Below are 16,082 nucleotides of genomic sequence, written 5' to 3' on the forward strand. Positions count from 1 at the left end.
TGTGGGCGGCCTTGCCCGTGCGCGGCGGCGATGTCGCACCGATCCCCAGGAGCAGCTGATGGCAGCGATGGCCGAGGTGCTGACGCCGGCGCTGGAGGATGCCCTCGAGGCTCACGCCGCGGTCGCCGACCGATTCCGCACGGATGCGAACCACACTCCTCCAGGTGCCCACCGGCAAGAGCTCGAGCGCCGGGTGACCGAGGCGCAGAGTCACCTCGAACGCATCGAGGACCGTGTCCGCGAGGTGCGCCCTTCCCGTGGGCTGCTGTCCGCTGCCGCGCAGGTGACGAGATTCGGCGCGCGCGGCCTCGTGCGGGTGACGCTCCTGCCCCTGGAGACGGGGATGTCGGCCGTGGCAGAGATGATGCGTGGTCAAGGGGCCCCCGATGACCGTCGGCTGCTGGAGATCACCGAGGCCGAGTACGGGGCCGCCGCCCGGGCTCTGGCGACCTGCCGGGTGGCCAAGGACATCGCCGAACAGGTCAACGATCAGGAGACCGCCGACCTCCTGGCCGCGTTGCGCCGCGAGGACGAGCAGCTGCTGGAGACCCTCGAGGGTGAGCTCATCCGGCATGCCAGGGCCGTGGCGGCAGCCACCAACGGCCACCACCCGCGCCGGGCCGGGACCGCCGAAGAGCGAACTCCCCTCGCTGAGGTCGTCCGCCCGGTCCGCGCGGCCGTGTTCCTGCTGGGAGCGGCCACCCGGAGGACCGCCAGGCGCGTGAGAGACACCGCTGAGGGTGTCTGGCGGGAGCTGCCCGACGCCGCCCGCATGGCCCAGGAGGCCCGCGGCGCGCTCACCCGCGCGCAGGAGCTGCCCGTCCCGGGGTTCAGCCGGCTCGGCATCACGGAGATCCGGCACAGGCTGCGGGGCCTGTCCCAGACAGAGCTGACGAGGATCGAGGGCTACGAACGCGCACACGCGGGTCGGCCCGACGTACTGAAGGCCGTCGAGGATCTCCGCGAAGCCGAGCCATGGAACGGCTATGACGCGATGAGCCCGGAAGAGATCAAGACCCATCTGCACGACGTCGACGACAGCGTGGTCCAGCAGGAGCTCGCGTACGAACGGCGCCATCGACACCGCGATGCGGTGATCGACGCGGCGGAGGCCAGGCTGCGCGTCACGGCCGAAGCCACCCACAAGGCACCGGACGAGATCCGCGGCGAGGCCGGCCGCGAGGAGGACCTGCCCATCGCCGGTTACGGCCGACTCGGCATCACCGAGATCCAGCAGCGGCTGAGCGGCCTGTCCCGTACGGATCTCACGGTGGTACAGGGCTACGAGCGCGTGCATCAGAATCGGCGGGCCGTCCTCGACGCCATCGACCGACTGCGCGGCGCTGAGCCCTGGGCCGGATACGACGCCATGGACCCCGACGAGATCATCGACCGTTTGGGAGGGGCTCCCGCCGGCGTCGCCCGGCAAGTGATGGAGTACGAACTGACACACCAGCAGCGGCGGCGGATCATGGCAGCCGCGCTGCGACACATCCCCATGTAGCGCGCAGGAGCAGCCGCAGCCCGAGTCCTGTGCCCTCTCCACCGTCTCCGCCGGGGCCAAGCGAGCCGGGGGCCAGCACGGTGTCTCCGTCTCCTGTGGGCAGCGTGACGCGCAGGGCCAAGTGATGTGCGGCCAGGTTCTCCTTCAGGATGGCGGTCTTGATGTCCGTCGAACTGGGCTGACCTGCGCCTCTGTGGAAGGATGCCGGGGTGGGGAAGGCGCCGCTCCAGCGGGCCAGCTGCCCGTCTCACCCAACCGAACGGACACGTTCTTTCATGCCGACCTGGACCACCCGCCCGGAACGCGAGGGCGACGCGCCGGCGGTGCGCGCCGTCAATCTCGCCGCCTTCTCCACTGCGGCCGAGGCCGACCTGGTGGACGCGCTGCGCCGTGACCCGGCGGCGTGGATCGAGGGGCTGTCGATGCTCGCCGTGGACGGTGCAGGCACGGTGGTCGGTCATGCGCTGCTGACCCGCTGCCGGGTAGGCGGGCAGGAAGCGCTGGCGCTCGCCCCGTGCGCGGTCCTGCCCGACCGGCAGCGCCAGGGTGCCGGTGCCGCCGCGATCAACGCCGTGCTGGACGCGGCACGCGCCCGGGGCGAGAGGCTGGTCGTGGTGCTGGGCCACGCCGACTACTATCCGCGTTTCGGGTTCGTCCCGGCCTCCCGCTACGGCATCCGGGCCCCCTTCGAGGTTCCGGACGAGGCCATGATGGCTCTGCCGCTGGATACCGGGCGGCAGGTGCCGCGGGGCACCATCGCCTATCCCGCTGCTTTCGGCGTCTGACCCACCCGCGCACGTCCCCGGCCCGAAGCGTGCGCGGCCCGGTGCCGGACGGTGCACCTGACGCGTCATGGCCGACGAGGCGCAGGAGCTTCCAACTGCCTTGTCGGAAGCGGCCAGTAGCCTCGGGGTCATGGGCCTCCAGATCGATGTAGTGGTGAGTCACCCGACCAACGATGAGATGGAGCGGGTGCTCGGGTTGGCCGAGGCGGTCGGCGAGCCCGTCACTGTCACGTTCCTGTGGGAAGGGCGTGACGAGGCGGAACGGGCGGTGCTGGTGCCCGCGGCCACCCTGGCGCTCTGGGAGCACTGGGCCCCCGCCGCCTGCCCGACGAGTGACGCCGGGGAAGAGGACCGGGCCGTGGCGGAGGAGCCGGAACTGGCCCACCCGGCGGAGTTCGGCCCGTTCACGCTCTTTCGACGTCGCGCGGGACGGCGTACGGCGGTTGCTCGCAAGGGCGTGGTGGTCGCCGAGCTGCTGGACCCGGACGAGGCGCACTGGCTGCGGGAGAAGGCCCGTAGTGTCCGCCAAGGGTTCATGGATCCGAAGCAGAAGGCGGCGTTCGAGGAGTTCCTCGCCCGGCAGGCATCCCTCGATGATCAGTGCCGCGCCGGCTGATGCTGCGTGACCTCGTGATCGGTCTTCGCGCGGAAAGTGACACGGCGAGTGCGGGCGTAGTGTCCTGGTATGAGGGACGCACGCTGTGCCTGGTGCGCGGCGGCACAGGATTCCGCCGCCGTCGGCCAGTGCCATCGGGCCGGGCACCGGCAGGCGGCCCGGCAGGCCCGGCGCGGGAGCCCGGCCCTGGCCGCCCGTCGCACGGCCGTCACCCGGATTCCCCGCCCCACCGGCCATCGGGTGCGTCCGGCAGTGCCGGCGGACCGGCGGGTCCTGGTGGGCCGACCGCTGATCCGGAGGGTGCTGGGCATCAGCGGCGATGCCGCCCGTGCCCGCTTCACCCGCCGGGACACGGCCGGCGGACGATCGGGATCCGGCGATGCCCCGCCACGGTGAGCGTCCCGCCGCAAGGCCGCTCGATCAGGCCCTGGACGAGCTGCTGGCCACGGCAGTACGCCGCACCGGGGCGTCGGGCGGCGGCATCTATGTGCTGGATGAGCGGAGGCGGGTGCTGTGCCTGGTGGTGACCGGTGGCCTGCCCGCCGAGTACGCCGAGCCCTGGGCCCGTATCGCGCTGGCCGCCCCGGATCCGGTGGCCGACGCCGTACGCGAGGACCGCCTGGTCTGGCTCGGTGGCCTGGAGGATCTGGCGAGGTGCTACCCGCGCGCCGCCGCCGCACTGCCGTACCGCTTCTGCATTGCCGCCGCGCCCGTCCCCGGCCGCCGGGGCGCGTTGCTGCTGCTGTGGCCCGCAGACCACCCGCCGCACTTCAGCAACCGCGAGCGCGCCCGCATGACGCATGCCGCCCACCGCGTGGGCGGCCTGCTCCGGGCCGGCACAGGGCAGATGGTCATCCCGGAGCAGCCACGGCTCGTCCACGTTCACGCCGTCGGCGCCCATGGCCCGCAGGTCGCGGACGGCTTCGCCGAACGCCTGCCCGGCGGCAGTCTCGCCCTCGACACCGAGGGCCGGATCACCCTCGTGACCTCCGGTGCCGCCCGGCTGCTGGGCCGCGATGCCCCTCAGCTGCTGGGCCGGCTGCCCTGGCAGGCCCTGCCCTGGCTCGACGACCCGGCCTACGCCGACAAGTACCGCACCGCACTGCTCAGCCGTGAGCCCACGTTCTTCCACGCCCTGCGCCCGCCCGCCACCTGGCTGGACTTCTACCTCTTCCCCGGCCCCGACGGCATCAGCGTCCGCATCGTCGAGACCGCGCTCGCCGACCAGCCGCCCACCGTCCCGGTGCCGATCAGGCCACCCACCGCCGGCGGGCCGGTCGGCGTGAGCCGCCTGTACCAGCTGATGCACCTGTCCGCGGCCCTCACGGAGGCCGTGGGCGTACGCGATGTCGTCGACCTGGTCGCCGCCGAGGTCCTGCCCGTCTTCGACGCCCAGGGCCTGGTGCTGTCCGTCGCCGACGCCGGACGCCTGAGGATCACCGGGCACCGGGGCTACCGGCCCGAGGTCGTCGAACGCCTCGACGGCCTGCCGCTGGACACCACCCTCACGCCCGCCGGGCAGGTCCTCGCCAGCGGCGTGCCCTCCTTCTTCACCGACCGGGCCGAGATGGCCCGCAGCTACCCGCAGACACCGAAGATCAGCGACAAGCAGGCGTGGGCGTTCCTGCCCCTGATCGTCTCGGGTCGGCCCGTCGGCTGCTGCGTCCTCTCCTACGAGCGGCCCCACACCTTCACCGCCGACGAACGCGCCGTCCTGACCTCCCTGGCCGGACTGATCGCCCAGGCCATGGCCCGCGCCTACCTCTACGACACCAAACACCAGCTCGCCCACGACCTGCAGCAGGCGCTCCTGCCCCGGACCCTGCCCCGCATCGACGGCCTGGACGTGGCCGCCCGCTACCTTCCCGCCAGCCACGGCATGGACATCGGCGGCGACTTCTACGACGTCATCCGGCTGGACCAGCACACCGCCGCGGCGGTCATCGGGGATGTGCAGGGCCACAGCCCCGCCGCGGCGGCCCTGATGGGCCAGGTCCGCACCGCCGTGCACGCCCATGCCACCGCCGGTGCCACCCCCGACCAGGTCCTGGCCCGCACCAACCGGGTCCTGACCGACGTGGAACCCGACCTCCTCGTCTCCTGCCTCTACGCCCACCTCGACCTCAGCGCCCACCGGCTCACTCTCACCAGCGCCGGCCACGCCCCACCACTCCTGCGCCTTCCCGACGGCCGCACCGCCCCACTCACCCTCGAACCCGGCCCCCTGCTCGGCATCCACCCCGAGGCCCTGTATCCCCCCATCACCCTGCCGCTGCCCGCGAACAGCCTCCTCGCCCTCTACACCGACGGGCTGGTGGAAGTCCCCGGGCAGGAATCCGACGACACCACGGCCGGCCTCGCCGACCACCTCGCCCACACCGACGTCACCGAACTCGACCAGCTGATCAACGAGTTGGTGCACCACAGCTGGCCCCAGGGCCGGCACACCGACGACATCGCCGTGCTCCTGCTCCGCACCACGGGCGCAGCTGGTGGAACATCCGCGTCCGCTCCCTCAGGTTCCGCAAGGCGGCCGGAGGTCACCGACTAGCTTCCCGAGTCGTCCGAACGAGGGCAGCTCGGAACCGGTGTCGCCCCGGCGCCTGCCACGTCAGGTCGGGGTGGCCGGCGCTGCCGTCCGGGGCGACGGCGGTGGCACGCGCCGGCACCGGAGCGCAGGGGGGCGCGGTGGGATCGCCTGTGCTCGCGTGCAGGCCGCTGCTCTCCCAGCCGTTGTCGAGGTGCAGTCCGGTCCAGGGTCCGCGAAGATCCTTTACGCCCGTTTCGGCGCCCCCCTTTCGGCGCGGAGGACCGCTACCGGGAGCCCTCCTCGTGCGACAGCTCGAGGTCGAGGCCGGTGACGCCGCTGCCGTCCAGGCGCACCGACGCGGCGACCGGGGCGTAGCCACTGGCGATGACGGTGTACTCGCCGCCGTCGAGGTCGGTGAACCCGTAGGCGCCGTCGGAGCCGGTGATCGTGGTGCCGACCACGTTCCCGGCCGAGTCCAGCAGGGTGACCTTGGCGTCGTCGAGCGGGCGGCCGTTGGCGGAGCTGACGACGCCGCCCAGACGGGCGCCGGGTTCGAGGCGGATCTCGTACGGCTCGGCGGTCGACGCGGTGACCTCGACGGGGAGGGCGGCCGGGCGGTGTCCGGGCGCGTTCACCACCAGCGTGTAGCTGCCCGGGACCAGATCGGCGAGCTCGAAGGCGCCGTCGGCGGCCGAGGTCGCGGAGGACACGACCTCACCGCGTACGTCGGTGGCGACCAGCAGGGCTTCCGGCAGTGGATGTCCCTGGGCGGCGTCCCGGACCGTCCCGGTGAGGGCGACGGTGCCGCTGAGCGCGAGATCGCAGTCGACCGGCTCGTCACCGACGAGCACCGTGACGGCCTGGGGCTGCCGGGCACCGGCGGCGCCGATCAGCACATAGGTGCCGGGGCCGGTGACGGACACCGCGTAGGCCCCGTCCGCGCCGCTCACGGCCCGGCCGAGCTGCCGTCCGTTCATGTCGATCAGGGTGATCACGGCCTGCGGCACCGGCGTGCCCGCGCCGTCCAGGACCCGGCCGTGGACGCCGTACGACGGGTTGCCGGTCTCGGGTGCGAATCGGTCGGCCGGCGCGGCGGCGGGCTGCGGCCCGGAGGCGGGCGCGTCGGCGGTGGGCGCGTCGGCGGTGAGCTTCGTCGTGGCGGGGTCGGTGGCGGTGGGCTTCGTGGCGGCGGGCTCGGTGGCTGTGGTCGCGGCGGGCTCCGCGCCCGTGGGCGCGGCCGGCTCGGGGGCGGTGCCGGCGTTCTCCTCGGCGGCCCGTGCCTCCAGGCCGGAGACCTTGCGCAGCGGCACCTCCTTGGTCCACACCGCGACCAGGAAGCCCAGGGCCATCACGGCCGCCGCGATGAGGAACACGAGCTGCATCGAGTCGGTGAAGCCGACCTTGAACGGCTGGGCCAGGCGCGGGTCGAGGTGCTGGATGAAGGAGGAGTCGTCGAGCACGCCCGAGCCGCTTCCGCCGCCCGCCGCCGGGTGCTTGAACATCTCGAGCACCGGCGCGTTCGCGGGGTTGTGGCGTACGGAGGGGTCATGCAGCGCCGCCTGGAACGCGGGCGTCCCGTACGCGGCCCGGAAGGCCGAGCTGATCTTGTCGCCGACGGTGCTGAACAGCACGGACAGGAAGACCGCGGTGCCGGCGGTGCCGCCCATCTGCCGGAAGAAGGTGGCCGACGCGGTCGCCACGCCCATGTCCTTGGGCTCCACGGCGTTCTGCACGGCCAGGGTCAGGATCTGCATGCATCCGCTGAGGCCGATGCCGAACAGCGCCATGTAGGCCATGGTCTCCGGCAGCGGGCTGTCCCACTGCACCCGGTAGTGGAACAGCAGCGTGGCGGCGATCAGCAGCAGGGTGCCGATGACGGGGAAGACCTTGTACCTGCCGGTCTTCTGGATGATGCGTCCGACCACGATGGTGCCGGCGATCATGCCGACCATCAGCGGCAGCATCATCAGGCCCGACCTGGTGGGGCTGACCCCCTTCACGATCTGCAGGTACAGCGGAACCATCATCATGCCGCCGAACATGCCCATGCCGATGAGCACGGAGAGCAGGCTCATCTTGCTGACCACCGCGCTGCGGAACAGCCGCATCGGGATCAGGGCCTCCTCGCCCATGGCCCGCTCGACCAGGACCCACACCACCAGGCCGACCGCGCCGACCCCGTAGCAGACGCAGGCCTTCGTGGAGGTCCAGCCCCAGCTCTGGCCCTGCTCGGCCACGAGCAGCAACGGCACCACGCCGATCGCGATGGTGAGCGCGCCCCACCAGTCGATGCGGTGCTCACGCCGGGTGTGCGGGAGGTTCAGCACCTTGGCGACGACGAACAGCGCGATGATGCCGACCGGCACGTTGACCAGGAACACCCAGCGCCAGCCGGCGATGGCCAGGATGCTGCCGCGACCGGCGAGGAAACCGCCGATCAGCGGGCCGAGCACGCTGGAGGAGCCGAACATGGCGAGCATGTAGCCCTGGTACCGGGCTCGCTCGCGGGGCGGCACGATGTCACCGATGATCGCCAGCGCCAGGGACATCAGACCGCCGGCGCCGATGCCCTGGAAGGCCCGGAAGGCGGACAGCTCCGTCATCGAGGTGGCGAACGAGCAGGCCGCCGAGCCCGCGATGAAGATCGTGATGGCCGCCAGGAAGAAGGGTTTGCGGCCGTACAGGTCGGACAGCTTGCCGTACAGCGGCGTGCTGATGGTGGAGGTGATCAGGTAGGCGGTGGTGACCCACGCCTGCGCACTGAGTCCGTGCAGGTCGTCCGCGATCGTACGGATCGAGGTGCTGACGATGGTCTGGTCGAGCGCGGCGAGGAACATCCCCAGCATCAGGCCGCTGAGGATCGTCATGATCTGCCGGTGCGTCAGCCTCCCGGCCGGCGCCGGCTCCGGTATCGCTGCGGTTTCCCCACGGGCCGGGGATGCGGACGTGGTCATGCGTGCGGATCTCCTTGCCTCGCCCCGCCGGCCGGGTCCAGCCCGGCTCCGAGGCCTGTGTGCGTGCGGTCGACCAGGTCGCCGTCGAGTGCTGCAGCGGACGAGGTGACGGCCGTCACTCACGTTCCGTTGCTTGCGGCTACCAACTGAGTGTAGATCCCGGCGAGGACAGGCCGTGTCACGCGGGTCCACGGCCACGGGTCCGCGTCGTCAGGGCATGGCCAGCCACCCGATCACGCCCGTCACACCGAAGAGGGCGAAGGCGATGCCGCACGCCTTGAGCAGCCCGCCGAGCATCCGGGCGGCCCCTGGCGACCACAGCGCCGCGCCGATCCGGCCGCCCAGCCGCGGCATCACGGTGGAGAACGCGCCGCACAGGGCGGTCAGGCCGGCGACGAGTGCCACCACACAGGCGCAGATCCCGGCCAGCCGCCCGGCCGTCGGGGCCACCCCGACCAGATGACAGTGGCCGCCCGCATCCCGCTGGACCGGCAGCACGGTCCCGGCCCTGTAGGAGCCGCCGATGGAGGCGAACCGGTCCACCAGACGGTGATCGTCGGCACGGAAGACGCCGTAGCAGTCGGTGTGCCGCTGTTTGCCGGTGCCGGTGGTCTCGCAGGTCTCCGTCGTGAGCAGCCCCGGGGTGCCGGACATGCGCGTGGAGTACTTCAGACCGTCGGCGAGATCCACGGCTCCGCCGGTCCCGAGGCCGCTGAACAGCACTCCGATGAAGACCATGAACAGCGCCATCGCGATACGGCCCGGCACCGTCTTCGGCGCGCTGTCGGCCCTCGCCCGATACCCCCGTGCCGCCCTCACCGTCTCACGTCCCCCCGCCCGCCGGATGCCGGTCCGGCCGGTCATGATGCCATCGGCCACCGGGCGCCGACGCGCCACCCCGACCCGTCACACCGGACCCACACAGTTCATACGGAGGCCCGCACACCTGCCCTCGGCGCCGGGCGCGAGAGACCCGGATTCCCCCTCAGGAGGCCCACAAAAGCCCTGCCAGGGGGGTCGCTCGTGTGATGCCACCCATAGGGTGCGGATCACATCCTAAAGTGGGCCGTAGCGACTTCACCGCCCTGACCTGCACAGATATCTTCATAGCAGCTCATTTCGGACATTCCTCCGTAGTCGGGTAGTACGTCACATCATTGCGCGGCGCCCACCCCGCCGCTAACTATTGCTGTCGTCGCCGAGAGCCACAGGCCGACCGAGCGGGACACCGCCGGATCTGCCCGCTCCCGATGCAGCACGGGGCACCGCCCCACGCCACCGCGACCGACAGCGGCCGGCACCGACGACGTCCAACCTTGGAGAGTTCCTTCCGTATGACCATGACCACTCGCACCCGCATCGCCCGTCTGCGCACCCTCGCCCTCACCGGCATCACCACCACCGGCGCGGCGGCCGTCGCCCTCACTCTGATGCCCGCGAACGCACAGGCCGCCGAAGCGACGCAGGTTCACACCTCCTCGGTGGTCACGGCCTCCTCGCACGACAGCTCCGCCGCCAAGGGCAAGGCCGGCACGGCGGGCAGCCTCGACGGCTGGATCAAGCAGTCCCTGGCCATCATGAAGGCCAAGGGCATCCCCGGCAGCTACGAGGGCCTCAAGCGCAACATCCTGCGCGAGTCCGGCGGCAACCCCAACGCCCAGAACAACTGGGACGTCAACGCCAAGCAGGGCACCCCCTCCAAGGGCCTGCTCCAGGTCATCGACCCCACCTTCAACGCGTACCACGTCTCCGGTACCGCCAAGAGTGTGACCGACCCGGTGGCCAACATCACCGCGGCCGCCAACTACGCCGCGCACCGCTACGGCTCCATCGACAACGTCAACTCCGCCTACTGATCAGGCGCATCGCAGCACCGCAAAGCCGGTGCCGGCAGCGACGACCGCTGCCGGCACCGGCTTTCGCGCGCCGCGGGCGGTCAGGACGTCAGGTCGTCAGGCCGTCGGATCGTCAGGTGCCGTCTCGTCAGGCGTCTTCCGGGGCACCGAGACCGGTCAGGGCGCCCACCGGGTCCAGGTCGGGTGTGCCGCGGGGCCACCAGTCGTCCTGGCCCGGTTCCGACTCGTAGGCGTACCACAGGCCGTCGCGGCCGAGGCGGAGTTGGACGTGGCCGCGCGGATGGGTGAGGCGGTTGCGCCACGGGCGGAACGCCGGCAGGTCGGCGGCGAGCAGCAGCGGACGGGCCCGGTCGAAGCGGCCGGCCGGCGGGTCCCACGGCTCCTCCAGGACGGCCAGCCCGGCGGCGCCGCCCTGGCGCCAGGCCGCGACGGCCCGCGCGAGGTCGGCCGGGGTGCGGCCGGCGGCCGTGGCGAGCGTGGCGTACAGGGTGCGGGTGGTGGCCGTGAGACCGGAGCCCGGGCGGGCGGCGGCCAGGCGCACCGCGTCCTGCCACAGCGTCAGCTCGCCCACCGGGTCGCGTCCGGTGCCGAGCAGCGCGTGGGCGCGGGCGGCGGCGTCGGTCGCGAGCTGGTCCAGCGCGAAGGGGTCCGGGCCGCCGGGCGCCGCCGGGTAGACCGGAGGCTGCTCGGGGTGCGGGGGCACCGGCAACGGCGGGGGCAGCGGCGGGAGTTCCCGCGGGGCGAGGGCGTCGGCGGCGCGGACGCCCGGCAGGGACTCGGGCTGCCGCTCCTGGGCGGCGCGGGCCGCGCGGGCGGCGCTGCGCCGGGACAGCGCGTCGAGCAGGCTGCGCTCGCCCCGCCCGCGCAGCAGGAGCAGCACGAACGGGTCGGCGTCGAGCAGCCGTGCCGTCTGGTAGCAGAGCGCGGCCGCGTGCTTGCAGGGGTGCCCGGAGTCGGGGCAGCTGCAGCGCGGCACGAGGTCGCCGGGACCGGGCAGGAGCGGTACCCCGCAGTCGGCGAGGGACTGGGGCAGCTCCTTGTCGAGCAGTGCCGCGATGTGCCCCGGCCGGTCGGCGGACGCATCCAGGAAGCGCGCCCAGTCCGCGTCCTCCAGCGTGCGGACCCGCACCTGCACCCGGTACGGGCGGGGCCGGCTTCCGCGGACGTACGCCAGCACGAGTCCCGGGGTCACGGTGATCGCGTCCACGTGCCCCTGGTCGGCGTAACCACGGCCCCGCGCCAGCCTCTTGGGGTCCAGCGCGCCCCGCTCCAGCGCGGCCACCCATGCGTTGCCCCACCAGGTCGCCGCGAACGGCACATCCTCGGCACCGGCCTCGCGGGGCGGGAACGGCGGGAACGTGCGGCGGAGTTCGGTGTCGCGGTGGGGGGTGCCCATGGTGGCGGGCACGCGGGCGGCCGCGGCCACGGGGGCGGATCGGTGCGGGGTGGCGTCCTGGGAGGTGGTGGGGGTGGATGCCGGGGTCGTGGGGACGGCGGGGGTGGATGTGGCGTGGGGCGTGTGCGCGGTCGCCGACTCGCCCCACGTGGAGCCCGGCTCGGCGGGCGTTTGGTCGGGACCGGCGGGAGGGTTTGCGGGACCAACGGGAGGGTGGTCGGAACCGGCGGGAGGGTTCACGGGACCGACGGCATTGTGGTGCGGCTGGGCGGGAGTGTGGTCCGGCTCGACGGGAATGTGGTCGGAACCGGCAGGGGCCTGGCCCGGCTCGGCGGAACAGCGGTCCGAACTGGCAGAGGCCTGGCCCGGCTCGGTGGGGGTGGCCGGCTGTGGTGTGCGCGGGGAAGGGGGTGCCGGAGTGGTGACGGGGCTCGTCCCGGTGGTGTCGGCGCCGTCGTCGGTGCCGATGGTGTCCGGGGCCGGTGTCTCCTCCTCCGGGGTGTCGGACCAGGCCGGCATCCGGAAAGCGTTGGCCAGGTAGTGCCGCATGTCCTGGGCGGCCTTGATACGAGCGGCCCGGGATTCCGGTCCGGCGACGGTCGCGGGGCGCGGCGCCGTCTCGGCGGGGCCACCGGTCGGGCGCGGCCCGCGCCGGGCACGGGGCGCCTTCGACCACTCGCCGCGCGCGGCGGCCTCGGCCGCCTCGGCCTCGGCGCGCAGCGCCTCCCGGCGGGCGGACCGCAGCGCTTCCCTGGCCAGGTCGGCGGGGCGCCCGGCAGGACGTTCCGCACGGGCGGGCCCGGGCAGATCACGGTCAGCCGCAACGGCAGACCCTGGGAGGTCTCGCGCGCCCGCACCAACGGACCCGGCCACGCCACGGTCACCCGCCCCCACGGCCCCCGGCACCCCACGGTCACCCACACCGCTCCCCTCAGGCACGCCACGGTCACCGGCACCAACAGCCCCCGCCGCATCACCGCCAGCCGCACCACCGGACCCTGGCACCCCGCACTCACCCGCACCGCTCGCCTCGGCCGCGCCTACGGACCCCCGCACATCACGGCCAGCCGGACCGCTTCCCTCGGCCACGCCACCGTCACCCGTACCGGCGGACCCAGGCCCCCCACGGTCCCCCGCACCGGCGGACCGCGCCCTCTCGGCGGGCGCTCCTCCTGCGGTGGGCCGGTCCGGAGCGCCTGTTGCGCGGCTGTCGCCTGCGCGGAAGCCGCCGGGCTCGTCCGGTGTGCCGGTCGCGTCCGGCCGCGAGGACATGGCGGACAGGGCCGACCGGAGGGCGGCCCGCGCCACGTCCGCGGGCCTCGGCTGCTCGGTGCCGGCGTGGTCGGACGCCGGCTGGTCGTCCGCGGTGTCCGCCCGCCCTGCTTCCGCTCGGCCGGTCTCCGCCCGCTCGGGCCCGGTCCGCCCTGCGTCCGCGGGCCCGGAGCCGGCCCGTTCGGTCTCCGCGCGCCGTCGTGCCTCGCGCAGGGCCCGGCGGGCGGCGTCGCCGGGACGCTGTTCGCCGCCCGTCACGCCGGCCTCCGCAGCGAGACGAGGTCGGACAGCTCGCGGTCGGTCAGTTCGGTGAGGGCCGCCTCGCCGGAGCCCAGGATGGCGTCGGCCAGGGCCCGCTTGGCGGTGAGCATCTCGGCGATGCGGTCCTCGACCGTGCCCTCGGTGACCAGGCGGTGGACCTGCACCGGCTGGGTCTGGCCGATGCGGTAGGCACGGTCGGTGGCCTGCTCCTCGACCGCCGGGTTCCACCAGCGGTCGAAGTGGACGACATGGCCCGCGCGGGTGAGGTTCAGGCCGGTGCCCGCCGCCTTCAGGGAGAGGACCAGGACCGGGGTCTCGCCGTTCTGGAAGCGGTCCACCATGCGCTCGCGCTCCGGGACCGGGGTGCCGCCGTGCAGCAGGTCCACGGGGATCGCGCGGGCGGACAGGTGCGCGGTGATCAGGCGGGCCATGCCGACGTACTGGGTGAAGACGAGCGCCGAGCCGTCCTCGGCGAGGACGGTGTCCAACAGCTCGTCCAGCAGGGCGAGTTTGCCGGAACGGGCCGCGAGCCGGTCGGCGTGCGCCTCCTCCTTCAGGTAGAGCGCGGGGTGGTCGCAGATCTGTTTCAGGGCGCCCAGGAGCTTCAGCACCAGACCCCGGCGGGCGATGCCCTCGGCGGTCTCGATGGCCAGCATCGACTCGCGCACCACCGCCTCGTACAGCGCGGCCTGCTCGCGGGTGAGCGGCACCGGGTGGTCCGTCTCGGTCTTGGGGGGCAGTTCGGGGACGATGCCGGGGTCGGACTTCTTGCGGCGGAGGAGGAAGGGACGGACCAGGCGGGCGAGGCGCTCGACGGCCTCCTGGTCCTCGCCGTTCTCGACCGCGCGTGCGTGCCGGGCGCGGAAGGACTTCAGGGGGCCGAGGAGTCCGGGCGTGGTCCAGTCGAGCAGGGCCCACAGCTCGGAGAGGTTGTTCTCCACGGGGGTGCCGGTCAGCGCCACCCGCGCGGGGGCCGGGATGGTGCGCAGCGCCTTGGCGGTGGCCGAGTAGGGGTTCTTCACATGCTGGGCCTCGTCGGCGACGACCATGCCCCAGGGCTGTTCGGCGAGATGGGCGGCCGCCGACCTCATCGTGCCGTACGTGGTGAGGACGAAGCCGCCCTCGAGGCCGTCCAGGGTGCGGTCCTGGCCGTGGAAGCGGCGGACGGGGACGCCGGGCGCGAACCGGGCGATCTCCCGCTGCCAGTTGCCGAGCAGGGAGGCCGGGCAGACCACGAGGGTCGGCTCGCTGCGGGCGCGCCTGAGGTGCAGGGCGATGAGGGTGACGGTCTTGCCGAGGCCCATGTCGTCGGCGAGGCAGCCGCCGAGGCCGAGGGAGGTCATGAGGTCCAGCCAGGCCAGGCCGCGGAGTTGGTAGTCGCGCAGGGTGGCGGCCAGCCCGGCGGGCGGGTCGGCGGGGCGCAGGCCCGCCGTGAGGCGGTCGCGGAGGGCGGCCAGCGCGCCGACCGGTACGGCCTCGACGGTCTCGCCGTCCACGTCGGCGGTGCCGGTGAGCGCGACGGACAGCGCGTCGACCGGGTCGAGCAGGCCCAGTTCGCGCTTGCGGGCCTTGCGGACGAGGGCCGGGTCGACCAGCACCCAGCGGTCCCGCAGCCGTACGACGGGGCGGTGGGCCTCGGCGAGGGAGTCCATCTCGGCCTCGCTGAGCGGATCCCCGCCGAGCGCCAACTGCCAGCGGAACCGGAGCAGTTCCTCGCTCTCGAAGAAGCCGGTGCCGTCGGTCGCCGAGCCGGGCGCCGGGCGGACCACCGCGGTGGCCGTGAGGTCGTGGGCGAGGTCCCGGGGCCAGTGCACGGCGACCCCGGCAGCGGCCAGCCGCGTGGCGGCGACGCCGAGCAGTTCGCCCAGCTCCTCCTCGGACAGGGCGAGGACGTCGGGCACGTCCTGTTCGGCGAGCCGGTCCAGGGGCGGCCACACGCGGGCCGCGCGCCGCACGGCGAGGGCGGCGTCCACCCGCGAGCGCGGCCCGAACGCCGAGTCGGCCTCTCCCGCCCACAGGGCCGCCGCGTCGGCCACCAGGGTGGGGTCGGCGAGGCTGTGCACCTGGACGACGGCCGCCCCGGCGGCGCGGGCGCCGGCACTCTCCCCGGCGTCGAAGACGTCGTACGCGGACAGGTCCAGGCGGAGCGAGATCCGCACGCCCGCGTCCATGCCGGCGGCGACCTCGGCCGCCCATTCATGGGCCTGTGGCAGCGCCACGGGCTCCCGGGCGGCGAAGGGCCGGCCGGAGGCGTGCGGGGCGGCCGGGGTGCGGGGCAGGGCGTCGGCGACCGCGTCCAGGAAGGAGCGGATCAGGGCCTCCGGCTCGGGCAGCCGCAGCGGACCGGGGTCCGGAAGCGGCACGGCGTGGCCCTCCGGCGGCAGGGCCGCGGCGACCGCGCGCAGGTGGGCGATGTCGGCGGGCTCCAGCGGGCCCGCCCGCCAGGCGTCATGACCGCTCGGGGTCAGGCCCGGCAGCAGGCGGCCGCGGGCGACCAGCCGCAGCGCGTGCAGCGCGGCGGCGCCCCAGCAGGCCGTGGCCGGATGGGCGGCCGGGTCGCGGCGGGCCCGGACCAGCAGCGGCAGGGCCTCGGCGAGCGGCAGGGTCAGTGCGGGCACCTTCCGGCGGCGCACCCCCGCACCATGGCGTCGTACGACCGTGAGCTCGGCGGTGCCGCCCTCGACGGCCCCTCCGTCGGGGTCCCAGAAGGCGACGCGGCCGTCGCGCGGGAGGGGCGCCGGGAGATACACGGACGCGAGGCGCACCGGGACCCGGTCCTCGGTCCGCCCGGAGCCTTCCGTGTGCTCGGCCACCGCGGCCGCGCCTGCGCTCATACGTCCTGCCACCTCCCGCCCGTGCGTCGGATCAGACGTCTTCGACTCTACGGGCGGGGTCTGACAATCGGCCC

General features: G+C 73.8%; 9 protein-coding genes. 5 read left to right on the plus strand and 4 right to left on the minus strand.

Annotated elements, in window-relative coordinates; translation table 11 throughout:
* Positions 1-58: 58 nt before the first annotated feature.
* From ABB07_RS07310 to ABB07_RS07325, 4 genes are all read left to right on the plus strand, one after another.
* Positions 59-1,504 (plus strand): hypothetical protein, encoded by a 1,446-nt coding sequence (locus tag ABB07_RS07310; RefSeq protein ID WP_208897945.1) that lies wholly within the window; start codon positions 59-61, stop codon positions 1,502-1,504.
* Between the two features lie 275 nt (positions 1,505-1,779).
* Entirely contained in the window at positions 1,780-2,289 is a 510-nt protein-coding gene (locus tag ABB07_RS07315) for a GNAT family N-acetyltransferase (protein WP_208897946.1), read from the plus strand.
* Between the two features lie 130 nt (positions 2,290-2,419).
* Complete coding sequence (locus tag ABB07_RS07320) at positions 2,420-2,905, plus strand: hypothetical protein (RefSeq protein WP_208903323.1); 486 nt, start codon at positions 2,420-2,422, stop codon at positions 2,903-2,905.
* A gap of 379 nt (positions 2,906-3,284) precedes the next feature.
* Positions 3,285-5,456, plus strand: coding sequence for a SpoIIE family protein phosphatase (locus ABB07_RS07325; protein ID WP_208897947.1), 2,172 nt, complete (start codon positions 3,285-3,287; stop codon positions 5,454-5,456).
* 263 nt (positions 5,457-5,719) lie between these two features.
* Here the strand turns inward: ABB07_RS07325 and ABB07_RS07330 are convergent, their stop codons facing one another.
* Complete coding sequence (locus ABB07_RS07330; protein WP_208897948.1) at positions 5,720-8,389, minus strand: MFS transporter; 2,670 nt, start codon at positions 8,387-8,389, stop codon at positions 5,720-5,722.
* A 210-nt stretch (positions 8,390-8,599) separates the two neighbouring features.
* Entirely contained in the window at positions 8,600-9,253 is a 654-nt protein-coding gene (locus ABB07_RS07335; protein WP_208897949.1) for a hypothetical protein, read from the minus strand.
* Between the two features lie 476 nt (positions 9,254-9,729).
* Here ABB07_RS07335 and ABB07_RS07340 point away from each other — a divergent pair, with 476 nt between their 5' ends.
* Positions 9,730-10,245, plus strand: coding sequence for a transglycosylase SLT domain-containing protein (locus ABB07_RS07340; protein ID WP_208897950.1), 516 nt, complete (start codon positions 9,730-9,732; stop codon positions 10,243-10,245).
* A gap of 127 nt (positions 10,246-10,372) precedes the next feature.
* On the opposite strand, the gene ABB07_RS40635 is transcribed toward ABB07_RS07340, so the two are convergent.
* Positions 10,373-12,514 carry an SWIM zinc finger family protein gene (locus tag ABB07_RS40635; protein WP_244189255.1) on the minus strand — a complete coding sequence of 714 codons (2,142 nt, stop codon included), beginning with the start codon at positions 12,512-12,514 and terminating at the stop codon, positions 10,373-10,375.
* A gap of 653 nt (positions 12,515-13,167) precedes the next feature.
* Positions 13,168-16,008, minus strand: a complete 2,841-nt coding sequence (locus tag ABB07_RS07350; protein ID WP_208897951.1) for a DEAD/DEAH box helicase — start codon at positions 16,006-16,008, stop codon at positions 13,168-13,170.
* Positions 16,009-16,082 lie beyond the last annotated feature (74 nt).

It is taken from the genome of Streptomyces incarnatus (genome assembly GCF_001027185.1).
GTDB classification, from domain to species: domain Bacteria; phylum Actinomycetota; class Actinomycetes; order Streptomycetales; family Streptomycetaceae; genus Streptomyces; species Streptomyces puniciscabiei.

Coding starts and splice junctions, on each gene's coding strand:
- ABB07_RS07310 (WP_208897945.1), top strand. CDS start 59: ATGGCAGCGATGGCCGAGGTGCTGACGCCGGCGCTGGAGGATGCCCTC.
- ABB07_RS07315 (WP_208897946.1), top strand. CDS start 1,780: ATGCCGACCTGGACCACCCGCCCGGAACGCGAGGGCGACGCGCCGGCG.
- ABB07_RS07320 (WP_208903323.1), top strand. CDS start 2,420: ATGGGCCTCCAGATCGATGTAGTGGTGAGTCACCCGACCAACGATGAG.
- ABB07_RS07325 (WP_208897947.1), top strand. CDS start 3,285: ATGCCCCGCCACGGTGAGCGTCCCGCCGCAAGGCCGCTCGATCAGGCC.
- ABB07_RS07330 (WP_208897948.1), bottom strand. CDS start 8,389: ATGACCACGTCCGCATCCCCGGCCCGTGGGGAAACCGCAGCGATACCG.
- ABB07_RS07335 (WP_208897949.1), bottom strand. CDS start 9,253: ATGACCGGCCGGACCGGCATCCGGCGGGCGGGGGGACGTGAGACGGTG.
- ABB07_RS07340 (WP_208897950.1), top strand. CDS start 9,730: ATGACCACTCGCACCCGCATCGCCCGTCTGCGCACCCTCGCCCTCACC.
- ABB07_RS07350 (WP_208897951.1), bottom strand. CDS start 16,008: ATGAGCGCAGGCGCGGCCGCGGTGGCCGAGCACACGGAAGGCTCCGGG.